At 56.6% G+C, this 26,292-nt stretch carries 22 protein-coding genes and 1 pseudogene; 18 read left to right on the top strand and 5 right to left on the bottom strand.

The annotated features are described in order from the left end of the window. Positions 1–249: 249 nt before the first annotated feature. Positions 250–999 (top strand): FmdE family protein, encoded by a 750-nt coding sequence (locus AB3175_RS06195; RefSeq protein ID WP_367360075.1) that lies wholly within the window; start codon positions 250–252, stop codon positions 997–999. Positions 1,000–1,158: 159 nt separating this feature from the next. Here the strand turns inward: AB3175_RS06195 and AB3175_RS06190 are convergent, their stop codons facing one another. Genes AB3175_RS06190 through AB3175_RS06180 form a run of 3 tightly spaced genes read right to left on the bottom strand, consistent with a single transcriptional unit; the run spans position 1,159 to position 5,181 of the window. Continuing rightward, positions 1,159–2,052 (bottom strand): 1,4-dihydroxy-2-naphthoyl-CoA synthase, encoded by an 894-nt coding sequence (locus AB3175_RS06190; protein ID WP_367360074.1) that lies wholly within the window; start codon positions 2,050–2,052, stop codon positions 1,159–1,161. 28 nt (positions 2,053–2,080) lie between these two features. After that, complete coding sequence (menD, locus tag AB3175_RS06185; protein ID WP_367360073.1) at positions 2,081–3,817, bottom strand: 2-succinyl-5-enolpyruvyl-6-hydroxy-3-cyclohexene-1-carboxylic-acid synthase; 1,737 nt, start codon at positions 3,815–3,817, stop codon at positions 2,081–2,083. Beyond that, positions 3,817–5,181, bottom strand: a complete 1,365-nt coding sequence (locus AB3175_RS06180; protein WP_367360072.1) for an isochorismate synthase MenF — start codon at positions 5,179–5,181, stop codon at positions 3,817–3,819. The genes menD and AB3175_RS06180 overlap by 1 nt, the downstream gene beginning before the upstream one ends. A 266-nt stretch (positions 5,182–5,447) precedes the next feature. On the opposite strand from AB3175_RS06180, the gene AB3175_RS06175 reads away from it, so the two are divergent. The 11 genes from AB3175_RS06175 (at position 5,448) to AB3175_RS06125 (ending at position 18,257) form a co-directional block, all read left to right on the top strand. Next, the gene (locus AB3175_RS06175; RefSeq protein WP_367360071.1) at positions 5,448–5,897 is read left to right on the top strand and encodes a Fur family transcriptional regulator; all 450 of its coding nucleotides are present in this window, start codon (positions 5,448–5,450) and stop codon (positions 5,895–5,897) included. Between the two features lie 134 nt (positions 5,898–6,031). Then, positions 6,032–7,492, top strand: a complete 1,461-nt coding sequence (locus AB3175_RS06170) for a catalase (RefSeq protein ID WP_367360070.1) — start codon at positions 6,032–6,034, stop codon at positions 7,490–7,492. 433 nt (positions 7,493–7,925) lie between these two features. Beyond that, positions 7,926–10,436 (top strand): transglycosylase SLT domain-containing protein, encoded by a 2,511-nt coding sequence (locus AB3175_RS06165; protein ID WP_367360069.1) that lies wholly within the window; start codon positions 7,926–7,928, stop codon positions 10,434–10,436. Between the two features lie 6 nt (positions 10,437–10,442). Continuing rightward, positions 10,443–11,690 carry a hypothetical protein gene (locus tag AB3175_RS06160; protein ID WP_367360068.1) on the top strand — a complete coding sequence of 416 codons (1,248 nt, stop codon included), beginning with the start codon at positions 10,443–10,445 and terminating at the stop codon, positions 11,688–11,690. 341 nt (positions 11,691–12,031) lie between these two features. Continuing rightward, positions 12,032–13,060, top strand: a complete 1,029-nt coding sequence (locus AB3175_RS06155; RefSeq protein WP_367360067.1) for an undecaprenyl-diphosphate phosphatase — start codon at positions 12,032–12,034, stop codon at positions 13,058–13,060. A 126-nt stretch (positions 13,061–13,186) separates the two neighbouring features. After that, a complete protein-coding gene (locus tag AB3175_RS06150; RefSeq protein WP_367360066.1) occupies positions 13,187–13,948 on the top strand; it encodes a DtxR family transcriptional regulator in 762 nt (253 codons plus the stop codon). A 33-nt stretch (positions 13,949–13,981) separates the two neighbouring features. After that, complete coding sequence (locus AB3175_RS06145; protein WP_367360065.1) at positions 13,982–14,197, top strand: ferrous iron transport protein A; 216 nt, start codon at positions 13,982–13,984, stop codon at positions 14,195–14,197. Between the two features lie 78 nt (positions 14,198–14,275). After that, positions 14,276–16,435: a ferrous iron transport protein B gene (gene feoB / locus AB3175_RS06140; RefSeq protein WP_367360064.1), complete on the top strand. Its 2,160-nt coding sequence runs from the start codon at positions 14,276–14,278 to the stop codon at positions 16,433–16,435. A gap of 15 nt (positions 16,436–16,450) precedes the next feature. Further along, positions 16,451–16,624: a hypothetical protein gene (locus AB3175_RS06135; RefSeq protein ID WP_367360063.1), complete on the top strand. Its 174-nt coding sequence runs from the start codon at positions 16,451–16,453 to the stop codon at positions 16,622–16,624. Then, a complete protein-coding gene (locus AB3175_RS06130; protein ID WP_367360062.1) occupies positions 16,621–16,890 on the top strand; it encodes a hypothetical protein in 270 nt (89 codons plus the stop codon). Before AB3175_RS06135 ends, AB3175_RS06130 begins: the two co-directional genes overlap by 4 nt. A gap of 137 nt (positions 16,891–17,027) precedes the next feature. Further along, positions 17,028–18,257 carry a carbohydrate porin gene (locus AB3175_RS06125; protein ID WP_367360061.1) on the top strand — a complete coding sequence of 410 codons (1,230 nt, stop codon included), beginning with the start codon at positions 17,028–17,030 and terminating at the stop codon, positions 18,255–18,257. A gap of 96 nt (positions 18,258–18,353) precedes the next feature. On the opposite strand, the gene AB3175_RS06120 is transcribed toward AB3175_RS06125, so the two are convergent. Both AB3175_RS06120 and AB3175_RS06115 read right to left on the bottom strand, forming a co-directional pair. Then, complete coding sequence (locus tag AB3175_RS06120; protein ID WP_367360060.1) at positions 18,354–19,412, bottom strand: agmatine/peptidylarginine deiminase; 1,059 nt, start codon at positions 19,410–19,412, stop codon at positions 18,354–18,356. A gap of 15 nt (positions 19,413–19,427) precedes the next feature. Continuing rightward, positions 19,428–20,303 carry a carbon-nitrogen hydrolase gene (locus AB3175_RS06115; RefSeq protein ID WP_367360059.1) on the bottom strand — a complete coding sequence of 292 codons (876 nt, stop codon included), beginning with the start codon at positions 20,301–20,303 and terminating at the stop codon, positions 19,428–19,430. A 603-nt stretch (positions 20,304–20,906) separates the two neighbouring features. Here AB3175_RS06115 and AB3175_RS06110 point away from each other — a divergent pair. The 6 genes and pseudogenes from AB3175_RS06110 to AB3175_RS06085 all read left to right on the top strand — a co-directional run bounded on the left by AB3175_RS06110 (position 20,907) and on the right by AB3175_RS06085 (position 26,253). After that, the gene (locus AB3175_RS06110; protein ID WP_367360058.1) at positions 20,907–22,013 is read left to right on the top strand and encodes a cytochrome-c peroxidase; all 1,107 of its coding nucleotides are present in this window, start codon (positions 20,907–20,909) and stop codon (positions 22,011–22,013) included. Positions 22,014–22,235: 222 nt separating this feature from the next. Next, positions 22,236–22,964, top strand: coding sequence for a hypothetical protein (locus tag AB3175_RS06105; protein WP_367360057.1), 729 nt, complete (start codon positions 22,236–22,238; stop codon positions 22,962–22,964). Continuing rightward, positions 22,965–24,143: a M48 family metalloprotease gene (locus AB3175_RS06100; RefSeq protein ID WP_367360056.1), complete on the top strand. Its 1,179-nt coding sequence runs from the start codon at positions 22,965–22,967 to the stop codon at positions 24,141–24,143. A gap of 9 nt (positions 24,144–24,152) precedes the next feature. Beyond that, positions 24,153–24,701: a hypothetical protein gene (locus AB3175_RS06095; RefSeq protein WP_367360055.1), complete on the top strand. Its 549-nt coding sequence runs from the start codon at positions 24,153–24,155 to the stop codon at positions 24,699–24,701. A 219-nt stretch (positions 24,702–24,920) separates the two neighbouring features. Continuing rightward, positions 24,921–26,013 (top strand): annotated as a pseudogene (gene yedE / locus AB3175_RS06090) (YedE family putative selenium transporter). Positions 26,014–26,034: 21 nt separating this feature from the next. Beyond that, on the top strand, positions 26,035–26,253 hold the full coding sequence (locus AB3175_RS06085) for a sulfurtransferase TusA family protein (protein WP_367360054.1): 219 nt from the start codon (positions 26,035–26,037) through the stop codon (positions 26,251–26,253). The last annotated feature ends 39 nt before the right edge of the window (positions 26,254–26,292 follow it).

Here is a 26,292-nt window from a genome sequence, read left to right as displayed (position 1 = left end):
TTTCTTTGCCGGGGGTCGGTTGCAGAGGAAGGTTCAGCGGGCCCCGGGGTGGACATCCGGGTGGACTCAGGAACATCCGGATTGCAACGCCCGCAAGAGGTCAAAAAGAAATGGCCACAGAGGATTCGCATGGTATAATCGATCCGCCGGTGTGCCGTCACGGGAGGCTGCATGGAATGGTGGCGAGATGCTTTGGGGTGAGTCGATACCGTGCGGCTTGAAGAACATATCTAAGGAGGGCTTTGAAAAATGAGACGTTTGGAAAAGGGGCAGGCAAGCGTTGGTGAGGCGGCGTCCGATCCGCATCGGGCAACGGATCTGGATCGGAGAGATTTTCTGAAGAGTGCAACCATGTTAGGCACGGCAGTGATCGCGTTCACCTCTTCGGAGCGTGTCTTTGCCGGGAACGAACGTTCCGGTGCCCCTCCGGCGGCAGGCCTGCCGGGAAACGAACAGGAACTTCCTTTTGTGAAAATTCCCGATGTTTCGATCCTGATGAGAAGTCCTGATTCCGTCCTCGTCGGGGTGGCCACAAGCGATGTGGTTGAAATTAAGCTTGCCGACGTGATGAAGGTTCATGGATACTGCGGGGGGAGCGCCTTTGCCTTCCGGGCGGCTCAGGAGGCCTTCAAAATTTTATATCCCGACAGGCTTCCTCTGCGCCAGTCCATCAAGGTGCAGACCTCGATACATTGCTGCCAGGCTGATGCCCTGGCCTACATTACCGGCGCCAGGACGGATCTGAGCGCCTTGCCCACCAGGGGAGACCTGGTGTTGATTCCCGTGGAGAAAAACCAGATGGTTTTCATGGACAAGCAAACGGGAAATCAGGTTATCCTGAAGCCCAACGTCAACCCCCACGACACCTTCAGCCCCCTGTACAAGCGGGTGCGCAAAGAGCCCGGTTTTGCGCCACAGGTCCACAGAGTGATGCATGAGAAGATACAGGAATACATTTACGCGCCTCAGGAAAAGCTGTTTCAGATAGTCCGGGTGTAAGAAGCATTCTCCGGCATCGGGGCACGCAAGGCGCTCTCTCTTCCGTTGCGGCCGGGAGTGCGGAGCGCATCCCCTTTCCGGCCGATCCGTTTCGGCATCCCGGGCGTTATGCGTCGGCTGGACGCATAACGTGCCCGATCCGCCCTGGTTCTCTGGATTTCAGAAGTGCCAGGGGAATTTCTTGAAGTCCTGGGGGCGCTTCTCCAGAAAGGCATTGCGCCCTTCTTCGGCTTCCGGTGTGCCGTATGCCAGCCGTGTAGCCTCCCCGGCGAAGATCTGCTGTCCCACCATGCCGTCGTCCAGCAGGTTGAAACCGTACTTCAGCATCCGCATGGCCGTCGGCGATTTGGAGTTCATGATTCCCGCCCATTCAAGGGCGACGTTCTCCAGATCCACGTGAGGAACGACCTTGTTCACCATGCCCATCTCGAAGGCATCCTGGGCGGTATAGTTGAACCCCAGGAAAAAAATCTCCCTGGCGCGCTTCTGGCCGATATGCTTTGCCAGGTAAGCGGAGCCGTAACCGCTGTCGAAGCTGGCGACATCGGGATCGGTCTGCCGGAAGATGGCATGCTCTTTCGAGGCAAGCGTGAGATCGCACACGGCGTGGAGGCTGTGACCGCCGCCGACGGCCCAGCCGGGGACAACGGCCACGACAATCTTGGGCATGAACCGGATCAGGCGTTGAACTTCAAGGATATGAAGCCGTCCCAGGCGGCTGAAATCGACCGCCCCTTCCTGGCCTGCATATTTATAGCCGTCCCTGCCCCGGATCTGCTGATCGCCCCCGGAACAGAAGGCCCAGACGCCATCCTTGGGAGAAGGGCCATTTCCCGTGAGGAGCACCACGCCGACGTCGGGGGTCATGCGGGCATGGTCCAGAGCCAGGTAGAGTTCGTCGACCGTCCTGGGCCGAAAGGCATTGCGGATTTCCGGCCGGTTGAAGGCGACGCGCACGGTTCCCTGTTCCTTGGCGCGATGGTAGGTGATGTCCGTAAATTCGAAGCCGGGAACTTCAAGCCAGAGTTCCGGGTCAAAAATTTCTGAAATCATGGGTTTCTCTTTCCTTTCTGAAATGGGGTTATGGCAGGCGGATCTGCTGCATGTCCGCAAACGTTCTCAGATCTTCCTCCGGGGACAGGATCACTTCGAGGATGGCGGAACGCTCCAGCTTCAGGGCCTGGCCGTAATGATGAGCCAGTTCCCCCGGTGTCCCCGCCTTGAAATAGGGCAGATCGAACTGAGCTGCCATCCGCTCGAAGGTCATGCCATGGGGGGTTGTCATGTAAGGATCGATAATCTCGGGAAAATTGCGGATGGGGAGCCTCTCGAAAATCCTTCCCCCCCCGTTGTTGATTACGACGAGGATGACGGGTGTCGTGCTCCCGGCGAGAAGCAGGAGGGAATTCAGATCATGAAGAAAGGAGATGTCGCCGATCACCGCTGTCACCCGCCGCTGTGAGGCTTCGGCAAAGCCGACGCTCGTGGCGATATTTCCCTCGATCCCGCTCACCCCGCGGTTGGAGATAACGGAAATCCTCCGTGGAAAGGGGGAACGGACGGCATCGAAGGCCCGGATGACCAGGGAATTTCCCAGGAACAGGCCCTCCCCGTCGGGAATCCCGGCAAGGATGTCGACCGCGATTCCGGGAAAGCTCAAGACCTTCCGGGCAAAGAGGGTTTCCATGAGCTGGTAGAGGGTTTCCATGGGACCGAGAAGACGCAGTCGCGCCACCCTGTCCAGGGACAGATCGTTCTGAAGATTCAAGGCGTCTACAAAGGCATGGGCGGAAACCAGGATGCGGCTGTTCACCCGATGGGCGGGATCGCGCAGCCCCTTCCGAGGGCAGATCTGGATCACCTCCGCCTCGCTTTGAGGCAGAAGGGTGGCGTAGTAATGCTTGGATACGAGACCGGAACCGAACTGCAGGATCGTTTCGGGGGAGTATTCCGCGATCAACCGGATGGCTTCGGGGTGATCCAGGCTGAAGAGCTGCCGGGTCGCCGGAAGAATCCCCTTCATGGACGAAGAGACGTCGCAGAACACCGGCCAGCCGAGGGTCATGACCAGCCATTCGAGGGCTTCGATATCCTCAGGCCCATCGAGGCGGCCGATGACCACCAGCCCCCTGGAGGTGGCGGCGATTTTAGCCGCGATGCCGTCCATGTCGCGGATCATCATCTCCGGGGCGGGGTAGCTTGTGTAGGGCCTGCTTCGGCTGTACAGACGCTCTGCCATCTCCAGCAGCCCTTTGGGAATCGGCTGAGGGTCGGGAAGGCCCGGCACCAGGGGGTCCCGGAAGGCGCAGTTGACGTGGACCGGACCGGTTGCCGCGGTAACGAGGTAATCGATCTTGGCCAGCAGGGCCTCCAGGGGATAATCAGCACAGGGGCAGGGCAGGAAAAGGGAGTCCCGGCAATAGGACCCGTAAAGATCCGGCTGGACAATCGTCTGGTTGGCGTCGCTTCCCACGAGCTCCGGGGGGCGGTCCGCGCTGAGGATCATCATCGGGACCTCGTCCCGGAAACCTTCAATGGCCGCCGGGTAATAGTTGGCCGGCGCCGTTCCGGAGGTGCAGACCAATACGCCGGGACGGCCTGTGGCCTTCGCATGACCGAGGGCACGGTATCCGGCCGCCCTCTCGTCCACGCAGACCTTCTTCCTGGCCCGGTCCTCATGGGCCAGGGCGGAGATCAAGGGGGCATTGCGGTTGCCGGGAGAAATAAAAAACGTGTCCAGCCCGTTCTTGATCAGTTCGGCGACGATCAGCGACGACCACAGCAGATTGAGATTATCGGACAGCGGCAGGGGAGGCATCAGATTTCTCCCAGGATGGCGGCAAAGTTGTCCATCTTCTTTTCCGTTTCCTTCCATTCGGCATGGGCGTTTGACTGCAAGACGATACCGGCTCCGGCGAAAATATGCAACGACTTCCCGTTGACCAGGGCCGAGCGGATCCCGACGGAGAAATCGGCGTTTTTCCGGTTCATCCAGCCGATGGGGGCCGCGTACCATCCCCGCTGGAAGGGTTCATAACGGCGAAGGCACGAACGGATTTCCTCCTGGGGAAAACCGCCCACGGCGGGGGTGGGGTGAAAGGCTTCGGCAATGGCCAAAGGGGAGAAATTCTGCTGCGACCGGCCGGAATACCGGGTGATGATGTGCTGAACATTTTTCAGCTTCAGGATCTCTTCCCTGGATTCTACCTGCACATCCGCGCAGAGCTGATGCATCCTGGTCTCGATGAAGCCGGCGACAAAACGATGCTCTTCCAGCTCCTTCGGGGTGTTCAGCAATTCCGCCTCGAGGCGTTGATCATCGAATGGATTTTTCCCCCGGGTCCGCGTTCCGGCGATGGCATCCGCCAGGAGGATCCCGTTCTGCATGCGGAAGAGCCGCTCCGGGGAACGGCCCAGGAACGCAACGCCGTCCTCGATCTGGTAGAAAAAGAGCGAAGACATCTCTGAAATTCCCGCCAGGACCGCGGCAATCTGAACAGGATCCCAGCGATCCTTCCGCGTGAAAACCTTCTTCCGGGCCAGGACGATCTTTTTCAAATCCCCCTCGACGATGGTCCGGAGCGCCTTTTTGATCATCCTGTTCCATTGAGGCTTTTCAGGGATCAGCGTCCTCTCCGCAGGGACCGGCTGGCCTGCTGCCGGGGAAAGGCGGGGCAGGGCGTCCAGGGATTGCAGACCGTCCGTCAGTTCCCGGAGGACATGCTCCCGGGGCAGCCTTTTATTATTGATATGATTGACGCGGATCCTTGCGCCCCCGGGGGATCTGAAAATCTCAACGAGCGGCAGCGTGAACCGGTAGCGTCCGAAGGATCGCCATTCGGGAGCGGGCTCTTCCTCGACATCAAAGGCAAAGCCGCCGAAGACGGGAATGGTTTCATCCCGGTTCCACAAGCGGCGGAACCCATCCAGCACTTCGCCGCCCGATGCGGCCTCGATCACCAGGGCGCTTCCCAATCCCCCGAGTTCAAAGGGGGCGTCCTTGGCGCTGTAGTAGAATTTTTCCGGCACCGGGCAGGAGAGGACAAGATCGAGGACCGGATCGGGCAAAGCCACCTCCTTCTCGATGCGCACAAGGTATCTGGCCTCTTTCCTCCCGGGATGCTGGACGAGGCGGTTGATCTCTTCCTGAAAGAGGGGATAAAAGAGAAAATCGGATTTCATGGTATAAACAACTGGTTGTTTCCTTATTTTAAATGACGGACTCCCGGGAGGAGACGTATTACAAGAAAGGTTCGATGTCAAATCAAAGATCGAGGTCGGGTCCTGCCGGCTCGAACTCACGGAGAGATGCTCACTTTATTTCTTGACACTTTTGCCTGCATACTTTAGTTTTATTGAGTTGTTACGATCTCCTATCTCCAGCGTTTCTCTTCCGAATGTCGTTTTTACGGTCCAATGCCCGGTATGATGGGGTCTGCGGGGTAAGTATGGAAGCCTTACAGGAAAAAAGTGTTGATTTTGAGGCAATCTGCCGGAAGGCCGGACTCAAGGTAACCCGCCAGCGGCTGGAAATCTATCAGGAACTCGTGCGGTCCACCGACCATCCCACGGCGGAGGCGCTGCACCGGCGCCTGCGACGGAATCTGCCCAATCTTTCCCTGGACACGGTCTATCGGACCCTCGCCACCTTCGCACATCACGGCTTGATCAGCAGGGTCGAGACGGCGGAAAGCCTGTCCCGATTCGAGGCAACTTTTGCTCGCCACCACCATCTCATCTGCCGCCGGTGCGGAAAAATCTCCGACTTTTCATGGCCTCATCTGGATGACGTCTCCCTGCCCCCTGATGTCAGCGACTGGGGAAATATCGATTCCAAAAACATCGTCATCTACGGCATTTGCGGTCAGTGTCTCAACGAACTTCCTGAAAAAATTTAAAATAAAAACGATTGCCTTTTTCTTTTAATTAGGATAGATTCCTATCAAACTATAATGACGGACATTGTGGACGTGACAACCAACCTTTTCCGGTTTTCTTCCGGAACAAAACCATTTCAAGGGAGGAAAAAGCAATGGCTGAAAAGAAGAAATTAACGACCCGGGCCGGCGCCCCCGTTGTCGACAACAACAACATTGTGACCGCCGGGCCGCGAGGGCCACAGCTTCTGCAGGACGTCTGGTACCTGGAAAAAATGGCGCATTTCGATCGGGAGGTGATTCCCGAACGGCGGATGCACGCCAAGGGCTCCGGCGCCTACGGAACCTTCACCGTCACCCATGACATCACCAAGTACACGAAGGCAAAAATATTTTCCGAGATCGGCAAAAAAACGGAGATGTTTGCACGCTTTTCCACGGTGGCTGGAGAGCGAGGCGCTGCCGACGCCGAGCGGGACATTCGCGGTTTTGCGCTTAAATTCTACACCGAGGAAGGCAACTGGGACCTGGTGGGCAACAACACGCCCGTTTTCTTCCTCCGCGACCCTCTCAAATTCCCGGACCTCAACCATGTCGTCCATCGCGACCCGCGCACCAATCTGCGCAACGCCAACAGCATGTGGGACTTCTGGTCGTCCCTGCCCGAGGCCCTCCATCAGGTGACCGTGGTGATGAGCGACCGCGGTATTCCGGCAAGCTTTCGCCACATGCACGGCTTCGGCAGCCACACCTTCAGCTTCATCAGCCCTAAAAACGAGCGCTACTGGGTCAAGTTCCACCTCAGAACCCAGCAGGGGATCAAAAACCTCACCGATGCGGAGGCGGAGGCTGTGATCGCCAAGTGCCGGGAAAGCAATCAGCGGGATCTCTATTACAGCATCGAGAACGGTGATTTTCCGCGCTGGACCATGTACGTCCAGATCATGACGGAGGAGCAGGCCCTGAATCATCCCTACAATCCCTTTGACCTGACCAAGGTCTGGTATCACGGCGATTATCCCCTCATCGAAGTGGGGGTCATGGAACTGAACAAGAACCCGGAAAACTACTACGCAGAGGTCGAACAAGCGGCCTTCAACCCGGCCCACGTTGTTCCCGGCATTGGTTTTTCACCCGACAAGATGCTCCAGGGCCGCCTGTTTTCCTATGGCGACACCCAGCGCTACCGGCTCGGCGTGAACCATCTCTCGATCCCCGTCAACGCCCCCCGCTGTCCCTTCCATAGTTATCACCGCGACGGCCAGATGCGGGTGGACGGCAACTACGGATCAACGATCGGCTACGAGCCCAACAGCTACGGCGAGTGGCAGGAGCAGCTGGACTTCGCCGAACCGCCGCTCAAGCTCTATGGCGATGCCAAGAACTGGAACTTCCGCGAGGACGACGATGATTACTTCACACAGCCCGGTAAGCTCTTCCGCCTCATGAGTGCGGAGCAGAAGGAGGCCCTCTTCGGAAACACCGCCCGCGCCATCGCTGAAGCGACAAGGGAGGTCCAGCTCCGCCACATCGGCAACTGCATGAAGGCCGATCCGGATTACGGAAAAGGGGTCGCCGATGCGATCGGCATTCCCCTGAGTGAAATCCCCAAGTAGGCTTTGTTTTTTCCAAACTGATCAAACTGAGCAGGGGGTTGCCCGGTAAATCATCGGGCAGCCCCCTGCTTTTTGTGGCCGGTTCCCGTTGTGAGGTCGGTATCCCCGGTTTTCTCCCCGGCACATCTCTGTCCGCGCATCGTGCCGACGGCCATATTCCCGCCGCTGTTTCCCGCCGCAATACAAGCCCTGATCGTACAGGCCTGTAACCAACCCTGCAGCAAAGAAAGCCTGTGCTTCGGCCTCCGGCACTTGATTTCAGGGATCGTCTCGGAAAACACGGGCGGGATTTGAACCTGGCCGGAATGTCACCGTGAATTGGTTCCCAGAAAATCAATTGCAATAATGAAAGGGAGATAACATAATAGAAACCATTGAAAATCAACTCTGGAAGCATGCTCGGGGTGTATTGTTAAATGGACGGGAGACGGCAATGACCTTTCTGTGTGTTCAACAAAAACGTCGAGTTTCAATGGGGATCTTCCTGTTCAAAGAGATCGGGGTCTCCCTGAAAGCGTTGCGTTTTGTTCCTTCCTCCTTGCAGGTCTTTCATCCACACCAGGAATCCAACGCAAACCGAAGGTGGGCGCTTTGCCTCCTGGGCCTGGTGATCCTCTGCCTGGCCTTCGCGGGTTGTCGGGCGAAGGAGGAGACGCTCCCGATCGATCTCACGGAGATGCTTGTCTACACGGAAGACGCTTCCAGGGCAAAATCAGCCGACATGAATCGACTTGAGGCTATCGGCGGAAACGTTGGAGAGGAGTCCCCTCTCTGGCCGGTCTATACGTTTCTCCTGGGGGAAGTGCGCCGGTTGAGAGGGGAGATCCGGGAAGCCGAGATCTGTTTCGAAAAAATCGTCTCCTGGTCTGCCGCGGATTCCTCCAGGGAAAAATGGGGAGGGAGCGGTCTTGCCGGGGTCGCCTTATGGCGTCTCCTGCAGCTTCGCAATTCCGATCCGCGATTGGAGGCAAGGGATGTTTCCCGGCTCCTGAGTTCGGCGGACAAGGTGTTAAAGGCCCGGCTGGCCCGGGGTATGTTTCGCCTGCCCGTCCTGGAGTCGCTCCCCATGCTCGAAGAAGACATAAAACGGCAGTCGGCCCTGCTTGCCGAGCGTTCAGGCATGCCAAAGGAAGCGCAGAGGTTTTTTCTCGACTACCTGGCTGTTGCCAGGGCGGTTGATCTGAGCAAATCCGAAAAAACGCTTCTCCAGGGGCTGGTGGCTTCCGGAATGGCATCAGAGGACCATGTCGCCCTTCTGCGCGGGCGCCGGCTGTACGAGTTGAGGCGCTATTCCGATGCCGCGAAGTTCCTGGAAGAGGCCCGGAAGGGTGAAAATCTCCAGGTCCGGGCGGAAGCAACGTTCTACCTGGCCATGATGAAAAGCTCCTATAAAGAAGCCCACCGTGAAGAGAAGCTGGCCTGGTTGTCGGAGGTTGCCGATTCGGCCCACGATCCCGATCTGGCCCAGAACGCCCTGTATTCCATGGGGCGCGCTCTGAGAGTGAAAGGAGAAAAGTCCTTGTCTTTAAAGGCTTTTGAGAGAATCCTGACGGACTTCCCTCTCGGGAGCCGTGCGGACGACGCCCTCTATGAACTTGCCCAGGAGTATCACTATTCCGGAGAGGTCGACCGGTCCCTGCAGCGCTATGAAGAGTTGAGGAATTTCAAGGGGCGCAGCGATTTTGCGAGCTACTCCGGGATGGATCCTGCCATGATGTTATACGGGAGAAACGGCGAAGAGGGCAGGGAGGCTGCCCAGGCCCTCCTGCAGGATCTTGAGCGGAGAGTCCCGGAGGGGCCCTATCACCTCAATGCCCTCTTCTGGATGGGGCGAATCGCGGCTGACCGGGGCGACCACCGGCGGGCACAGGAATATTTCAAAAAAGTTATCGAAACCAGCCCCTTTGACTACTACGCCCTCCGGGCCCGGATGCACCTGCGCATGGGAAACAGGGCTTCGCAGTCTCTCCTGCCCGATGAGGAGACCCGGAAGGAACTGCGAAGCCTCTATAACGGGAGCAGGCACGAAGTGCACCTGTCGGGACGGTCAGCCTATCACCTCCGCCTGAAAGCGGCGCTCGACACGGGATTATACCGGGCTGTGTACGGAGCCTATCAGCGGCTGCGGGAACGGATCCCGGCAAAGCGCCTGGAGGATTTGACCGTTGAGGAGTTGGAGCAATCCGGCCTTTTCCCCCAGGTCTCTGTGCTGCTCGCCCTGCGGCAGGATGCCTTTGCGGCGGCCGAGTCACTGGATGATCGAGACGATATTGCAGCAAACTACCTGGAGATTTCCGACAAAGTCGGCCAGGCTGGGGACTTGCCCCTGTCCATGTCCATTATCATTGAGGGGAGGGATATTCCCGAAAAAAGCCGCAACGAGCAGCGGGCCGCCATGGAACGCCGCGCGTTTTACCTGGCGACGGCCTATCCCCCGTGTTTCCGGAACGAGATTCTTGCGGCGGCCACCCAGCAGGCAGGGGCCGGGGATCAGGTGAGCCCGGAACTCGTCTACAGCATTCTTCGACGGGAAAGCCTCTTCTGTTCGACCGCACTTTCAAAAGCCGGTGCGTTGGGATTGTTCCAGTTCATTCCCTCCACCTTTGACAGCCTGAACGCTCGATGGGATCTGCTTCTGGAAAGCGGCGCACCCTCAAGGGAAACGTTTCTGCTCAGCCCGACACTGAGTATCAGCCTGGGAGTGCGATGGTTCAATGAAGAGCTTCTCCCTCACCATGACGGCCATGTTCTTTTTGCTCTCATGGAGCACAACGCGGGGCTGGGCAACGTTCTCCAATGGAAACGGTATTGGAAGGATCTGGGCAGGCTGGAAGATGTCGAGTACATCATTGAAACGATACGGGCCAGAGAAACGCGCCTCTTTACACGGAGGACCGTGGCTGACCTGATGGTGGTCGATGCCATCGGACTCTTCAAGGATTGAAGGACTATGCCGACAACCGATGAGAAGAACGGCACGATGCTGCAGTTCCTGAAAACCTGGCCGGGCATCATCACGCAGATCCTGGTTCTGGTATCGACGTTGCTTGGCCTGCTGAAAATGTGTGACCTCCTTCCCACCGCCGAATGGCAGAAGGCGAAACAGGATGTCACCCCTTTGAAAGTGGAGCCCGGAAAGATCACCTACGAAACGATTCCCTATTACCTCAAAAATAATGTCGGGTTGGAGACCAGGGATAATCCCCTCTACTGGTTCAAGTTCTGGGTGCAGAACAGGACCAATGCCGATTTGGTGGTTCGCATCACCTTCCAATTGCACGAGAGGGCCGATGTGCCCGTTGTCGTACGGCATCCCGATGACAATGTGTTCACGATTCCCAAGAGCAAGGATGACGCCTGGTGGCCGAGTCCGCCGGTAGAGCCCCGCTTTGAGTTCACCGCGGAGGAAGTGAAAGACACGGTCTTGAACGTCAACGTGGAAATTCTCAGCTGGGATCGGAAAACAAGCTATTATGCGAATCCAGCCAGGATAAAGATCCTTTCAAAAAACAAGTTTACCTGGGATATCAGGACGCCGGAGGGTGGCATGGTGTCTCGCGACTTCCTGGCCGCCTCGCTGACCGCCTGGGTGTTTTCCGAGGAGAACGCCGTTAGAAAGCGGACAGGCGAAATATTGAGCCGCTTTCGCACTTCGGATGGCGCTCCACAGCTTGTCGATCGCTGGTTCGAGGCCTGCTTCGAAAACCTGTTCAAGGGGGTGGAGGGCATTGATGTGGATGCGGAAACCGAAGGTCGGAAGCTCTTCCAAAGGGACATCGTCGAAATCAGGCCCACCGGTCAGGTGCTGGCGCAACGGGAGGCTTCCCCTCTTGAAGCAGCCCTGCTGATCGGGGCGTTGAGCAGGCAGGCCGTCCTGCAAAGCGGCAACGTGAAGAACGTCATGGGGAAAGAGGAACTGCGGGTTGTGCTCTTTTCCCTGCCCGAAGATGAAACAATCCTTGCATGGTCTTTCAAAAAGGGAGACTGGGAAGGGATTTCGATGAACGATGCCCCGGGTGGAGACTATCGATTGAACAAGGAAAAAACCAGGATACGCCTGGAAAAACTGATGAGAATGGAGCCGGGGCTCGTGGATGCCCTTTCGTCCAAAGGGGTTTTTGTGGACAAGAGGAAGCGTCTTTTGGCCGTGGATTTAAAAAAAGCGAAAAGAGATTACGGCATTCAGGGGCTTCCGTAAGAGCAGGGTGCCGGGCGAACCTGTTCCATCGCCGTGAATTTCCGCTGTGCATTGGAACCATTTCCAGCCGTCTGTCCGCGTTTTTTTCATATCAGAAAATCCCTCGGAAAAATCGTCATCCTTTCAGCGCTCCTTTTTGACTGGATGATGCGTTTGCGAAATGCTAAAGGGGACAGCGATTGCGCTGAAAAAAAAGCGGTTCCAGAATTCTGTGCGGGAGAATCGATCCATGAAGTCTGAAGGGGCGGAAAAGGAGAAGGTGCTTGAACTCGGCAGGGCATGAAGATTTTATTCCGGCGCAAGCCCGGGAAGCGGAAAGGAACGTCAGGGAGTGCAATAACATGAGAAACGGCTTCCGATTCGTTCTGTTCGGAATTTTGATTGCGCTGGTTCTTGCGGCGGCTTCTGTCGGCTCAGCGGCTCCGGAACCCGGATGCCCTGCTGCGTCCGAGAGAAAGATCGCTGTCTGGGAAGCCGCTGTGCTCGGCATCGTCGAAGGCGTCACGGAATATCTTCCCATCTCCTCCACGGGCCATCTGATCCTGGCCAATCACGCCCTGGGCATGACCGAATTCAGCGAAATGCGGGGTCCCCTGGGGGCTCTCATGGACAAGAACGATGCCCTGGATTCTTTCAATATCGTCATCCAGCTCGGGGCGATTCTCGCCGTTTTAGGGCTTTATCGCAAGCGTGTGAGGCAGATGCTTGCCGGGCTGAAGGGGGCTCTCATGGCTGTTGCAGGCCGGCGTCCTGTTTCTTCCCTTGAGGATTCCGAGCAGCAGGGGCTCAAGCTGCTGGGCCTCCTGCTGATTGCCTTTATTCCCGCCGCCGTTTTCGGGAAGCTCTTTCACCGGCCCATTGAAACGTATCTGTTCGGGCCGCTTCCCGTGGTGTACGCCCTGGTGGCAGGCGGCGTTCTGATGATTGCCGCAGAGTATTTCTTCTGGATCCGGAACCGCAACCGGCCCTGGATATCCGACGTCAATTCCATGCTGTACCGGCAAGCCCTTTTTATCGGGATTCTCCAGGTGGTTTCGATGTGGCCGGGCACAAGCCGGAGCATGATCACCATGATCGCCGGGCTTATCGCAGGCCTCAACATGGTCGCCGCCGCCGAGTTCAGTTTTCTGCTGGCTCTTCCCACCCTTGGGGCGGCGACACTGTATTCCGCATACAATAACTGGCATGTCCTGGGCGATTCCGCAGGCATGCTGACCCTGGCGGTGGGCCTGGCCGTGAGCTGGCTGACCGCCGTGATCTCCGTCAAGGCGCTGGTCAAGTGGCTGACGCATCATGGGCTGATTCCCTTCGGAGTCTACCGGATCCTGCTGGCGGGCGTTCTGCTGGTGTATTTCTGGCAGTGGCGGTGATGGCGCCAAGGCAGGTGCGTGCGGATTCTTTCCGTTTTATGCCAGGAAAAAGAGATTGACAAAAGTTTAGTCATGCCTTAAAAGTTTAGCCAACTAATACCGAAGAGGCCTTGGAGGAAATACAGCATGACTCTGACCGATACCCTGACAGCCAGTCTGGAAGATTATCTGGAAGCGATTTTCCAGATCATCGCGGAGAAACAGGCGGTGCGGCCGAAGGACATCGCCAGAAGGCTCAAGGTCAGCAATGCGTCGGTAACCGGCGCCCTGCGCTCCCTTGCCGAAAAGAAACTCATTAATTACGCCCCTTATGATGTCATTTCCCTGACCTCCGATGGAAAAACCGCGGCAAAGGATGTCATCCGTCGCCACGAGGTCCTGCGTGATTTTTTCGTCAAGGTCCTCGCCGTCGAAGAAACCAACGCCGATCAAGCGGCCTGCCAGATGGAGCATTCCATTCCCAGGGATATCCTGGAGCGGTTCATCCAGTTCGCCGAATTCATCGAGGTCTGCCCCCGGGGCGGATCCAAGTGGATTGCGGGATTCAGCCACCACTGCGACCAGGGGGATACAGAGGAACATTGTGAAAAATGCATTTCCGTTACCCTTGATGAGGTCAGAAATAGGAAGAAGAGGAAAGGAGATCGTCGAGCAATGACTGTCGTAAGCCTGAAGGATCTGAAGCCCGGACAGAAGGGAAAAGTCTTGAAGATCAAGGTCAGGGGAGAAACAAGCAGGCGCATTGTTGAAATGGGAGTCACTCCCGGTGCCGTTGTCGAAGTGGAACGCATCGCCCCGCTGGGCGATCCCATTGATATCAAGGTAAAAGGCTATCATCTTTCCCTGCGGAAAGAGGAAGCCGAGGGGGTTGAGATTGAATCCCTGTAGGTTGCAGTCGAATTTATCCGTGAGGTGTTGCCTATGCCGTTGACCATTATACAGCCGGGAAGGCGCGTCAGGCTCGTGGCCGTGGATGCCGGTCATGGACTTCAGGGCCAGTTGACCGCTATGGGGCTGGTGCCGGGCGTGGAGATCGAAGTGCTCCAGAATTCCTTCCGGGGGCCTTTCATTATTGCCGTCAAGGGCAGTCGGATCATGCTGGGCCGCGGCATGGCGCAGAAGATCGTGGTGGAATAATTTTTTTTGCCATAAAGTTTAGGGCAAGCTAAATTTATATGGTTTTGCTAATATTGGGGAGGAGGGACGATAATTCCCATGAAATCAAAGATCGTCGTTGCCCTTGCAGGCAACCCGAACTCCGGAAAGACAACGATATTCAATAACCTGACCGGTGCCCGCCAGCATGTGGGGAACTATCCCGGTGTGACGGTGGAGCGCAAGGAGGGTTTCCTCCGTCATGGAGATACGGAACTGAAGATCGTCGACCTGCCCGGTACGTACAGCCTGACTGCCTACTCGGCGGAGGAACTCGTGGCGAGAAATTTTCTTCTCGACGAAATGCCCGATGTGGTCGTGGACATCCTGGATGCATCCAACCTGGAGAGGAACCTCTATCTCGCCGTTCAACTCATGGAACTCGGCGTGCCTCTCGTGCTGGCCTTCAATATGAGCGATATGGCCAGGGCGCGGGGATATGAATTCGATATCGAGAAGATTTCCCGGTATTTCGGGGCGCGGATTGTCCAGACGACGGGAAACAAGGGCGGCGGGATGAAAGAGCTTCTCGACGCCATCGTGCTGACCGCCGGGAAAAGCGAGTCGGGAGTCGATAACGCGGGCAACGGTCGGCCTGCGGCTATCAGTTACGGCCCGGAGCTTGAGGAAGAGATTGCCACGATCGAAGCGCTCATCAAAATGGCGAACTCACTCAACGGGAAATACGATGCGCGATGGCTGGCCGTCAAGCTGCTGGAAAACGACAGGGAATTGCGCAAGGCGGTCGCTTCCCCGGAGGTGCATGCCCAGATCGAGAAAAGTGCGGCCCATGTGGAGAAGACCCTCGGGGAGCAACCCGAGACGACCATTGCCGGCTGCCGGTATGGATTTATATCCGGTGTCTGCCAGGAAGCGGCCCGCTCCACCATCGAGATCCGTCATACCATGTCGGATAGGGTTGATGCCGTCGTCACGAACCGTGTTCTCGGTCTTCCGATCTTTCTGGGGTTGATGTACCTTGTCTTCCAGTTGACCTTTACCTTGGGCGATCCGCCCATGGGCTGGCTTGAAGCCCTCTTCGGCTGGATGGGGGAACAAATGGCAGGGTGGTGGCCGGAAGGATCGGAAAGCCTGCTGAAGTCCCTTCTGGTGGATGGCGTCATCGGCGGCGTGGGCGGGGTCGTCGTGTTTCTGCCGAACATTCTGCTGCTCTTTCTGGCCATCGCGATCCTGGAAGATACGGGCTACATGGCCCGGGCGGCCTTCATCATGGATCGTCTGATGCACAAAATCGGGCTGCACGGCAAGAGTTTCATCCCGATGCTCATCGGTTTCGGCTGCTCCGTACCGGCGATCATGGCAACCCGAACCCTGGAAAACCGGCGGGACAGGCTGACGACGATGATGGTGGTTCCGCTCATGAGTTGCGGCGCCCGGCTGCCGATCTACGCGCTCATCATTCCGGCTTTTTTCCCGCAGGCATGGCATGGCCCCATGCTGTGGATCATTTATGTCATCGGCGTCCTCCTGGCCGTCGCCAGTGCGAAGCTCCTGCGCCTCACGGTCCTGAAGGGCGAATCCGTTCCCTTTGTCATGGAGCTGCCGCCCTACCGGTTGCCGACGCTCAAAGGCGTCCTGATCCACATGTGGGAACGGGGGTGGCTCTATCTGAAAAAGGCCGGAACCATCATACTTGGGATCTCCATTCTGCTTTGGGCGATGACGACCTTCCCCGGCTTGTCCGCTGAAGAGTCCAGCCGTTATGAAAAGGCCCGGCAGGCCGTTGCGATGGAAAATATCGGGGAGGAGGAGAAGGCGGAGAAACTCGCCGCTCTTGACAACGCGGAGAAGGAGGCGGCGCTGCGCGGCAGCATCGCCGGGAACGTCGGGCATGCCCTGGAGCCCCTTCTGAAACCCATGGGATTCGACTGGAAAATCGGTACGGCGCTCATCGGGGCCTTTGCCGCGAAAGAGGTCTTCGTCGCCCAGATGGGCATCGTTTACGCCATGGGGGAAGCGGACGAAGAATCCGAAACGCTTCGGGACAAACTCAAAGGCACCTATTCCCCGCTGGTCGGCTTCTGCATCATGCTCTTCTGCCTCGTCAGTGCACCGTGCATGGCGACCATTGCCGTGACAAGGAGAGAGAGCAATTCGTGGCGGTGGGCGCTGTTCCAGCTCGGAGGGCTGACGCTGATGGCCTATGTGCTCACGGTGATCGTTTTTCAAACGGGCAGACTCCTGGGCATCGGGATCTGAGAGGGGGATGGGATCATGGAGATGGTGCTTGTGGCCGGCATAATCGCTGCGGCCGCTGTTGGGATCGGGGCATTCTATTATGAAACCCTGACGGGCGGAAATTCCCGCGACAACTGTGCGGGCGGCTGTGCCGACTGTCCCCGCGGAGAGATGGGAGAAGCGGATTTCAAACAGGATAGCGGAAAATGAACCACTACGATCTCCTGGCAAGAAATCTCGAAGAGATCCAGGCGGCATTGAAGGATCAGGAGAACCTTCTGGATGGACTCAGGAAAGGGGGTGGCATCCCGGTTTTATCTTCGTGCGTTTCAGGAAGCTGCCCTCATCGGCATAAATTCAAGGAAACGTTGCTGGATGCCATTTCGGTTCTGGAGGAGAGCAGAAAATCCTTCCGTTCGAAGCAGCTTGAAGCGCTGCGGAAAAAGTTGACCAGAGTTCTGGGAGAGATCGCCTAGTTCCAGAAAGGGACAGGATAAAACCTACGGCCCGGCGCTGGGAGCCGGGAAGTGAGGGTGTAATGAGATCGGCAGAAAATGCCGGATGCTCGTTGCACCCTTTTTTATTGATAACAGTTGAAAGGAATATAAAGAATATGAAACGCTTGGTAATATGGATGATTTCTGGATTTGTCCTCCTGCTGGCCTCAACAGCCGTCTTTGCTGAAGAATCCACGGTTTCGCGGGAGGAGATCAATGCCCTGAGGGAAAAACTCGAACGTCTGGAGAAAGCTTTCGAACAGCAGGCGGCAACGGATTCGAAAAAGGAAGAGGAAAAGCGCTGGTACGAAAAGATCGAGATCGCCGGAGGAGCGACGGCTGGTGTTCAAGGTTCCGCAGGGGCAAAGAAGCGGCATAGTCGTAAAGGAAACGTAACCGACGGCACGCTCTCCTTCGATCTGGAAGCGTCACTCCCGCTTGCCGAATCCGGCAAGTTCTACTTCCTGACCGAGGCGGGAACGGGGAATGGCATCGATGGCGATCTCCCGACGCTGTCGGGTTTCAATGATACGGCAAATGAAGAGGACAAACTCAGTCTTTCGGAAGTATGGTATGAACATACCTGGTTCAAAGAACGTCTGCGCTTTCGCGCCGGCAAGATCGATCTGACAACGGACTTCGATACGAATGCCGTTGCCAACTGCGAGAAGACGCAGTTCCTCTCCGGCGGATTCGTGAACAACCTGGCCGTGGAATTTCCCGATGACAACGGCATCGGGGCGATGATCTGGTTCTCCCTCCGCGATGACCTGGGGTTCGGGGTGGGATTTGCCGATGCGGACGGTGATGGGGACAGCCTGTTCGATGATGTTTTTTCCATCGCAGAGATCGGTTTCAAACCGAAGATCGGCGAGTGTCAGGGGAATTATCGGTTCTACGGCTGGTTCAACAACAAGGATCATGCCGACCTGGTGGATCCGGACAAGACCGGGGAGAAGAATTACGGGATCGGTTTGTCCCTCGACCAGGAGATTACCGACCTGTTGACTCTCTTTGCCCGGTATGGATGGCAGCGCGGCAGCGTCTCACAGATCAAACATGCCTGGAGCGCGGGGCTGAAGTGTTCGGGGAAATTCTACGGTCGGCAGGATGATGTCATCGGCCTGGCGTACGGGATGGCCATCATCGGTGACGACTGGGAAGAAACCGACCGGGACAGCGGCATCCGTTCCGGGAACGAGCATCACGTGGAACTCTATTACAATCTGAAGGTTCACGACCATTTCCGCATCTCCCCCGACATCCAGTGGGTGAAGAATGCAAACGGCGATGCGGACAACAGGGACCTTTGGGTCTTCGGCGTGCGCGCGCGGGTGGCTTTTTGAGCAGGTGCGACGGGAGGGACTCTTTACGGAGTGTCGGCCTGTTCAGGGGGATCATGGGTGAAACGGGTGGGATAATCGGGCTACAAATTCAAGGGATTAAGGACAAGGAGAGGGGCGCTCCGGCTCCTGCTGGCTGAGGCAGTGCCAGCTCCCCAGTCCCCAGATGATTTCCACGGAGTCGATGCCGATCACCGGGCGGTCGGGAAAACATCGGCTGAGCAGGTCGATGGCCAGCGAATCCTTGGGGCACTGGAAGGTGGGGACGAGCACACCGGCATTGCAGATGTAGAAGTTGGCGTAGGAGGCGGGCAGGCGCTGCCCGTCGTAATAGACGGGATCCGGCATGGGAATTTCAACGACATTCAAGGACTTGCCGTTGAGAAGCCTCATCGATTTCAGGGTTTGCAGGTTGGTGTGCAGGGGGAAATGATTGGCGTCCTTCCGGTCGGGCTCCACCATGGTGATGACGGTATCGGGTGACACGAACCGGGTCATGTCGTCGATGTGGCCGTTGGTGTCATCCCCTTCGATCCCTTCACCCAGCCAGAGCACCTGCTCGACCCCGTAAAAGTCCTGCAGGGCCTGTTCTATCTGTTCCCGGTTCAATGATGGATTGCGGTTTTCGTGGAGCAGGCAGGCCGTGGTTGTGAGCACCGTCCCCGCGCCGTTGAACTCCACGGAGCCCCCCTCCATGACAATCCCGGGGGAAAACACCGGAAGATCGAGGAGCGAGGCGATCCGCTCGGGGATGGTATTGTCCAGGTCATGGGGATACTTGTTCCCCCAGGCGTTGTACTTCCAGTTGACGATGACTTTCGGCGGTCTGAGGTCCGGGCGTCCGGCAATCAGGAAGGCCGGGCCGTGATCCCGGCACCAGGCGTCATTGGTGGGATGGAGGTAAAGGGAAATCCGAGACGGATCGACGCCGATTTTTTCCAGCTCCTCCCGGACATGCCGGCCCATGGCCTCGTCGGTCACGTTGATGTTGACCCTCTCACCGCGGCTGATTTCCTTGATGAACGAATGGTAGGCGGGGAATATCGTCGAGATCTTTCCCGGCCAGGAAGCCTCGTTGTGAGGATAGCTCAACCAAGTGGCGGCGTGTGGATGCCATTCGGCGGGAAAATAATACCCCAGTTCTTTCGGTGTCTTCATAGGAGATGGAAGGGCTCAATCAAGGAAACGTTTTGAAAGATCCCCGTAGGCGTCAATCCGCCGATCGCGCAGGAACGGCCAGTGGGTCCGGTAAAAGCCGGTCAGGGACAGATCGATCTCCTGGACATGTACGGCCTCTTTGTCTGCCGGCGCCTGCCAGAGCACCGACCCGAAGGGGTTGGAAACAAAGGAGCCGCCCCAGAACAGCATCTCTCCTTCCCGGCCTGTACGGTTCACCGCGACGACGTGCACCCCGTTGGCGACGGCATGCCCCCGCTGGATCGTCTGCCAGGCGTCGAACTGCTCCCGGTTGGTTTCCGAATCCTGTGCCGTCGCCCAGCCGATCGCCGTGGGATAGAAGAGAATTTCAGCCCCCATAAGGGCGGCGATCCGGGCCGCTTCAGGATACCACTGGTCCCAGCAGATGAGCGTCCCGATCCGGGCATAACGGGTCGAAAAGACGCGAAACCCCAGATCGCCCGGCGCAAAGTAGAACTTTTCATAGTAGCCGGGATCGTCGGGAATGTGCATCTTGCGGTACTTTCCCAGGTATTCTCCCCCCGCGTCAATGACGGCGGCGGTATTGTGGTAGAGGCCTTCGGCCCGCTTCTCGAAAAGGGAGGCTACAATGACCACGTTCCGTTTCCGGGCGAGCTCCTGCAGGCGTTCGGTGGTCGGTCCGGGAACGGGTTCAGCCCATTGGAACCGGTCATAGTTTTCGTGATCGCAGAAATAAAGGGACGTAAAAAGTTCCTGGAAGCAGAGGATCTGCGCTCCCTGATCAGCGGCGAAGTCCGCTTTTTCCAGTGCGCGGCCCAGGTTGCCCTTCCTGTCCGGTCCACAGGCCGTCTGAATCAGGCCGACTGAAATTTTCCGTTCCTTTTCGTTCATCCCCTGGTCATTGCTCCTTGTCCGCTGAAAAAAAACGCGTCAGAATCCTTATAGATATACATACCGTCTGCGGGCTTGTCAACTCCTGCCTGAGCATCAGGCCAAATGGGCGATGCTATCTATTCATACCTTTGTTTTTATAAGACTATTTAGCTATTGACAGCTTAAGGACCAGATGCGTATAATTCTTATCAGTGGAAAAAGGTTCCTTGAACCATGGATATCCAGGCCCACGATGATGCCGCTTATTTTTAAGGAAGGAAAAGACCGTATCCATTTTTTCTTTCCCCCCGTTTTTTGTTACTGGTCTTCTCCGGTTGAATGCAGCCGCCCATGTTCCGGTCCGAATTCCCCGCTGCCGCTGAATGGATCCTTTCCTTCGTGGTTTCAGGATGGCAAAAGAGGTGACACAGGCGCGCAATTTTTGAAAGGAGGTGAAGAGGAGGCGACAACGGAATGTCCGTGACCAGACGACACGGACCAAGCATTCATAAGGAGGTAAGATCATGAAAGGCAAAATTCTGCTTTATTCCACGATGTTGCTTCTATTCGTCGGATTGATCGCCATCTCTACGTCACAGGCACTCACTCCGTAAGGAAGAGTTGGGAAAGAAGATCTTTTTCGATGAGAACCTTTCCATCAATAGCAATCAGTCTTGTGCGACCTGTCATGCCCAGGGGGCCGGTTGGACGGGACCGGATTCGAGCATTAATGCACATGGGGCTGTCTATGAGGGGTCGATTCCTGGCGCTTTCGGGGACCGGAAGCCGCCCAGCTCCGCCTATGCGACGCAGAGCCCCGTGCTCCACGTCGACAAGAAAGGGCTGTTCACGGGAGGAAACTTCTGGGACGGCAGGGCCACGGGTGAAAGGCTGGGCAGCGCCGCTGCCGAACAGGCCCTGGGCCCTTTTCTGAACCCGAAGGAACAGGCTCTTGGCAGTCCGGAGGATGTGGTAACAAGAGTCTGCAGCTCCAGCTATGCGACGCTTTTTATGAATGTCTGGGGTTCCGAAGTCTGCACCGGGGATGTGGCTTCAGCCTATGACAAAATCGGCTATTCCATCGCCGCCTATGAGGCTTCGACGGAGGTCAATGCCTTCTCTTCCAAATATGACTACTCGCTGCCGGGAAAGGTGCAATTGACCAAGCAGGAGCGTAAGGGGCTCGCCCTGTTCCAGGGGAAGGGAAAATGCTCCAAGTGCCATGTGATCGATGGCCGCGCCCCGCTCTTCACCGATTTCACCTATGACAACCTCGGCGTCCCGAAAAACCCGGAAAACCCCGTCTATGATGACAATCCAACATTTGTCGACCTTGGGCTTGGTGGGTTCCTTGCCACGCGGCCGGACTATGCAAAATATGCGGACGCCAACATGGGCAAGCACAAGGTCCCGACTCTCCGCAACGTGGACTTGAGGGACTTTGATGGGGGTGTAAAGGCCTATGGTCACAACGGCTACTTCAAAAGCCTCGAGGGCATTGTGCACTTCTACAACACGAGGGACGTAAAACCGGTTTGTCCCGGACCTTACACCGAGGCAGAAGCGCGGGAAGCAAACTGCTGGCCCGCGCCGGAGGTAGCCCAGAATGTGAACACGGCGGAATTGGGGGACTTGAAGTTGACGGAAGAGGACGAAGCGGCCATCGTCGCCTTTTTGAAGATCCTGTCGGATGGGTACGAGCCGCCTCTGCCCAAGAAAAAGAAGTAGGATGATCCGCTTTCCCGGGCGGGGCCGGCAACGGCCCCGCCCTTTTTTCTCCTTCCAACCGCTAAAAGATTAGCCAACACATTGATAATCCTATGGATTATTTTAATTGACAATCTCTTGGATCGGGCGGAATATGTTAAAAAAGCGGGGATAAGCCAATCCCTACCAGAACGTATCATGATGGAGACAGCGGAAAGATTCCGACGAGCGGAGGAGGATGCCATGAAAAGGGAATCTTGGACGAAAGCGGTGTGGGTCGTAATGTTTTCGCTTCTTCTCTGCCAGGCTTGTGCGCCGACGAAAACATTCCGGACACATCCACAATTCGACACGAGAATCGCGGCGGTTTCAAAGCCCGGCCTTCTGCCCGTGGACGCAAAAGTTTATGTATTGGATGCAGGGGGAATCCAGGAACTCCAGGATGAATGGAGCGCCGAAGCGGGAAGGCATGTTCAGGGTTCATGCATAGGCTGTCTCGCACAGAAGCAGCGAACCGTGGAGCCGGTCGTTGTTTCCAAGGAGCTCGAAGAGGAACTGGAAGACATCCAGGCTCTCTATCGTGCCGTCAGCACCAGCATCCTCCTTCATACGTATACGCAGCCCAACCTGTTTCCGGAGAAGGTGAGTCATTTTGATTACACCCTGGGCCCCATCCAGGACTTCCTCGCCAAGGTCAACGCTGACGCCCTGATTTTTGTTTATGCCCAGGATAAAATTTCCACGGCGGGACGACAGGCCTTGATGGCGACCGGCATTGTCCTTGGCGCCCTGGCCGGCGTCGCCGTTGTCCCGCGTGGAGGTGCAGCGTTCGTCAGCCTTGCCGTCGTGGATTCCTCCGGGGACATCCTCTGGTTCAATGTACAAAGCGGGCCTCAATATGACTTGAGAAAGCCGGAGGATGTCAAAGCTCTCGTAACCGCCCTATTGGCTGATTTTCCCGCAGGCCGCTGAATGAAAAAAACCCTGCCCCTTTTCATGTTGTTATTGACCGCTCTTACCCTTCTTGCCGGGTGTGAAACGACGTCTGTTCTGCCTGTTCGAGGCGGTTCGTCCTCGTCCTTCCAGATGGAGGGCGACGAGCGGCGTCTCTGGAACCGGTCGGAAGAAGAACAGAAAAAGTTGGAACGGAGTGACCTGTTATACAGGAACGAGGAACTGGTCTCCTACGTCAATGAAGTGGCAAGGAGGCTGCACCCCGCGGAAGTCCATCAACAGATTGCCTTCCGGATTGTCGTCCTGAAGAATCCGCTCCTCAATGCCTTTGCATACCCGAACGGCGTGATTTATGTCCACTCGGGGATGATCGCCCGGATGGAAAACGAGGCGGAACTGGCAACGTTGCTGGCTCATGAGATGACCCATGTCACCCACCGGCATGCGTTGCAGCAAATGAGGGATTTGAAAAACAAGGCGGCCTTCATGGCCACATTCAACGTCCTGACCCTTGCAGCCGGGGGAGTGGGAAGCCTCGCCAGTTTATTGGGGCAGGTGGGAACCCTCGCAGCTGTTCAGGGGTACAGCAGAGAACTGGAAACGGAGGCGGATACGGAGGGCTTTGGGCTCGTTGTGGCGGCGCAATACGATCCGGCGGAGACAGGGAAACTTTTCCTGCGGCTGAAAGAGGATGTGGAGGAGCGCAAGATTGACGAGCCCTTCTTTTTTGGAAGCCATCCCCGGCTCCAGGAACGGATCGAGAATTATGAAAAACTGCAGACCCTCCACCCCGGCAAGGGCGGAATGAAAAACGAAGCGATCTTCTCTCGGAAAACCTCAACCCTTTGGCTCATTGATGCCGATCAGAACATCAGTGCCGGAAATTATAACATTGCTCAACGGGAAGCGGAGCGGTATCTCTCCCAAAAACCCGATGATGCCCACGCCCACTTTCTTCTCGGCGAGGTATGCAGACAGAGGAACGAGCAAGGCGACCTGGACAAGGCGATGGATTTCTATCGCAAATCCATCGGCCAAGACCCGTCATACGCTAATTCCCACAAAGCCCTGGGGTTGCTTCATTTGAAAAAGGGAGAGAGGCCGCAGGCAAAAGAACATCTTCAGCAATACCTGATCCTGGCCCCTCAGGCGCAGGATAGAGCCTATGTCCTGGAATATCTCAAACAATGCGAGTGAGGTGATACGATGAAGAAATGCTGGCTTGTCCTGATCCTCTTGGTTCTTACGGCCTGTGCCCCATGGGTCAAAGTGGGCGGTGATTACCGGGCCGAACCGGAGAATTATTCGGTGACGCTGCCGGAAGGCTGGATGAAATCCAACACGGTGACGGGACTTCTTGTCACCCGCGATGGGGTTCTCCTGCAGACCATACGCGTCGGGCGCTTCAATGTTGACCAGGAGTTGAAGAACACCAGGAAAAAGTACAGCCGGAACATGCTGCCCCAGGAAATGGCCGATGTCGCAATAGACAACATCAAGTCCGATCCTCTGATCACAAACTTCAAGCTTCTGGAAAGCTCTCCGGCGACTCTCTCCGGCATCCCGGGTTCCAAGATTGTTTACGAGTTCAAGACCAAGGAAGGGCAGTTGCGTTTCAAGTGCATCCACTACGAGATCATGTCCGGCGAATGGATCTATGGAATCTGGTACAGGGCTGCTGCCAGGCATTACTTCGATAAGGATGTCCAGACATTCGAAACCGTCAGCCAGAGTTTTCGGCTTCTCAGGCCATGAGGATCGGGAACGGGGATATCGCAGCCGAAGATCGGGGCATTTCTGAAACCGCATCCAAACCTTTTTTGCCGATCCATTCCTGACGGTTATATCTTGCTGCCAATTATTCAATAAAGTGATTTGACGTATTCCTTTCAGTTTCATATAGCCTACCACATTCAAAGAACATCTTCGTGATCATCAGACCGCAGCACGGAGCTCAGTGGAAGGAGAAAGAAAATGAAGGGAATAAAAAACATCTTTGCGGAATCTTGGGGACTTATCGGCGTCGGGATCCTTATCGGAATATTGGCTCCACTGTTGCAGTACCTGGGAAATCCTCCCAACATGGGGATCTGCGTGGCCTGTTTTGAGCGGGACATTGCCGGTGCGCTCGGATTTCACCGGGCGGCGGTTGTACAGTACATTCGCCCGGAAATTATCGGTTTCGTCTTGGGGTCGATGATTGCCGCTTATCTCTTCAGGAATTTAAACCCCGCCTCGGTTCGGCGCCCATTGTCCGCTTTTTCTGGGGATCTTTGCCATGATCGGCGCCCTGGTCTTCCTCGGCTGCCCATGGCGCGCTGCCCTACGGCTCGCCGGCGGCGACGGTACCGCCATAGTCGGTCTTGTGGGTCTCATTTTCGGCGTCTGGATCGGGACGCTTTTCCTCAAGGGAGGATATAGCCTTGGGCGGACCCAACCAACCCATCACACCGCGGGCTGGATGCTTCCCCTCTTCATGGTTGGGCTCCTGGCTCTCATTCTTCTTTTCCCCCAGATTCCCGGCAAGGATAAAAACGAGATCCTTTTTTACAGCATGAAAGGGCCGGGTTCCCTTCATGCACCCCTGGCAATTTCTCTCGGGGTCGGCCTCCTGATCGGGTTTCTGGCCCAGCGAAGCCGCTTCTGCACCATGGGCGCCATCCGTGATTTTGTCCTCTTCCGGTCCATGCACCTGCTGTCAGGTTTCCTGGCCCTGATCCTCACCGCCCTGGCGGTCAATGTTATTCTGGGACAGTTCAAACCTGGTTTTGCTGGACAGCCCGTAGCCCACACCATGCACCTGTGGAATTTTGCCGGTATGACCCTTTCGGGCCTGGCGTACTGTCTTGCCGGCGGCTGTCCCGGCCGCCAGCTCTTCCTGGCCGGCGAGGGGGATGGCGATGCCGCCGTGTTTGTTATGGGCATGATTGTCGGGGCCGGCATCAGTCATAACTTCGGTCTGGCCAGTTCTCCGGCGGGTGTCGGTCCCTATGGAATTCCGGCGGTCATGATCGGCCTTCTTGTGTGCCTGTTCATCGGCTTCACCATGAGAAATAGAATCGCATAGATAGAGATAGGAGGAAAGGATATGGCTAAGACGGTGGATGCGCGCGGACTGTCCTGCCCGCAACCGGTTTTGATGACCCTGGATGAAATGAAGGAAGGCAGTGCCGATGAGCTTCTGGTCCTGGTGGACAATGAGGCGTCCAAGGAGAATGTTTCCCGGGCGGCAAAAAGCAAAGGATGGAAGATAGCGGATATCAGTGAGGCAGAGGGTGCTTTTAACATAACCCTTAGAAAGGATTAATGTTCCTGGTTCTCCGGGATGTGCCGGGAAAAGAAATGT

Source organism: Syntrophus sp. (in: bacteria) (genome assembly GCF_040768185.1).
GTDB classification, from domain to species: domain Bacteria; phylum Desulfobacterota; class Syntrophia; order Syntrophales; family Syntrophaceae; genus Syntrophus; species Syntrophus buswellii.
The sequence above is the reverse complement of the archived record's forward strand: the minus strand, read 5'-3'. Positions and strand labels throughout refer to the sequence as shown.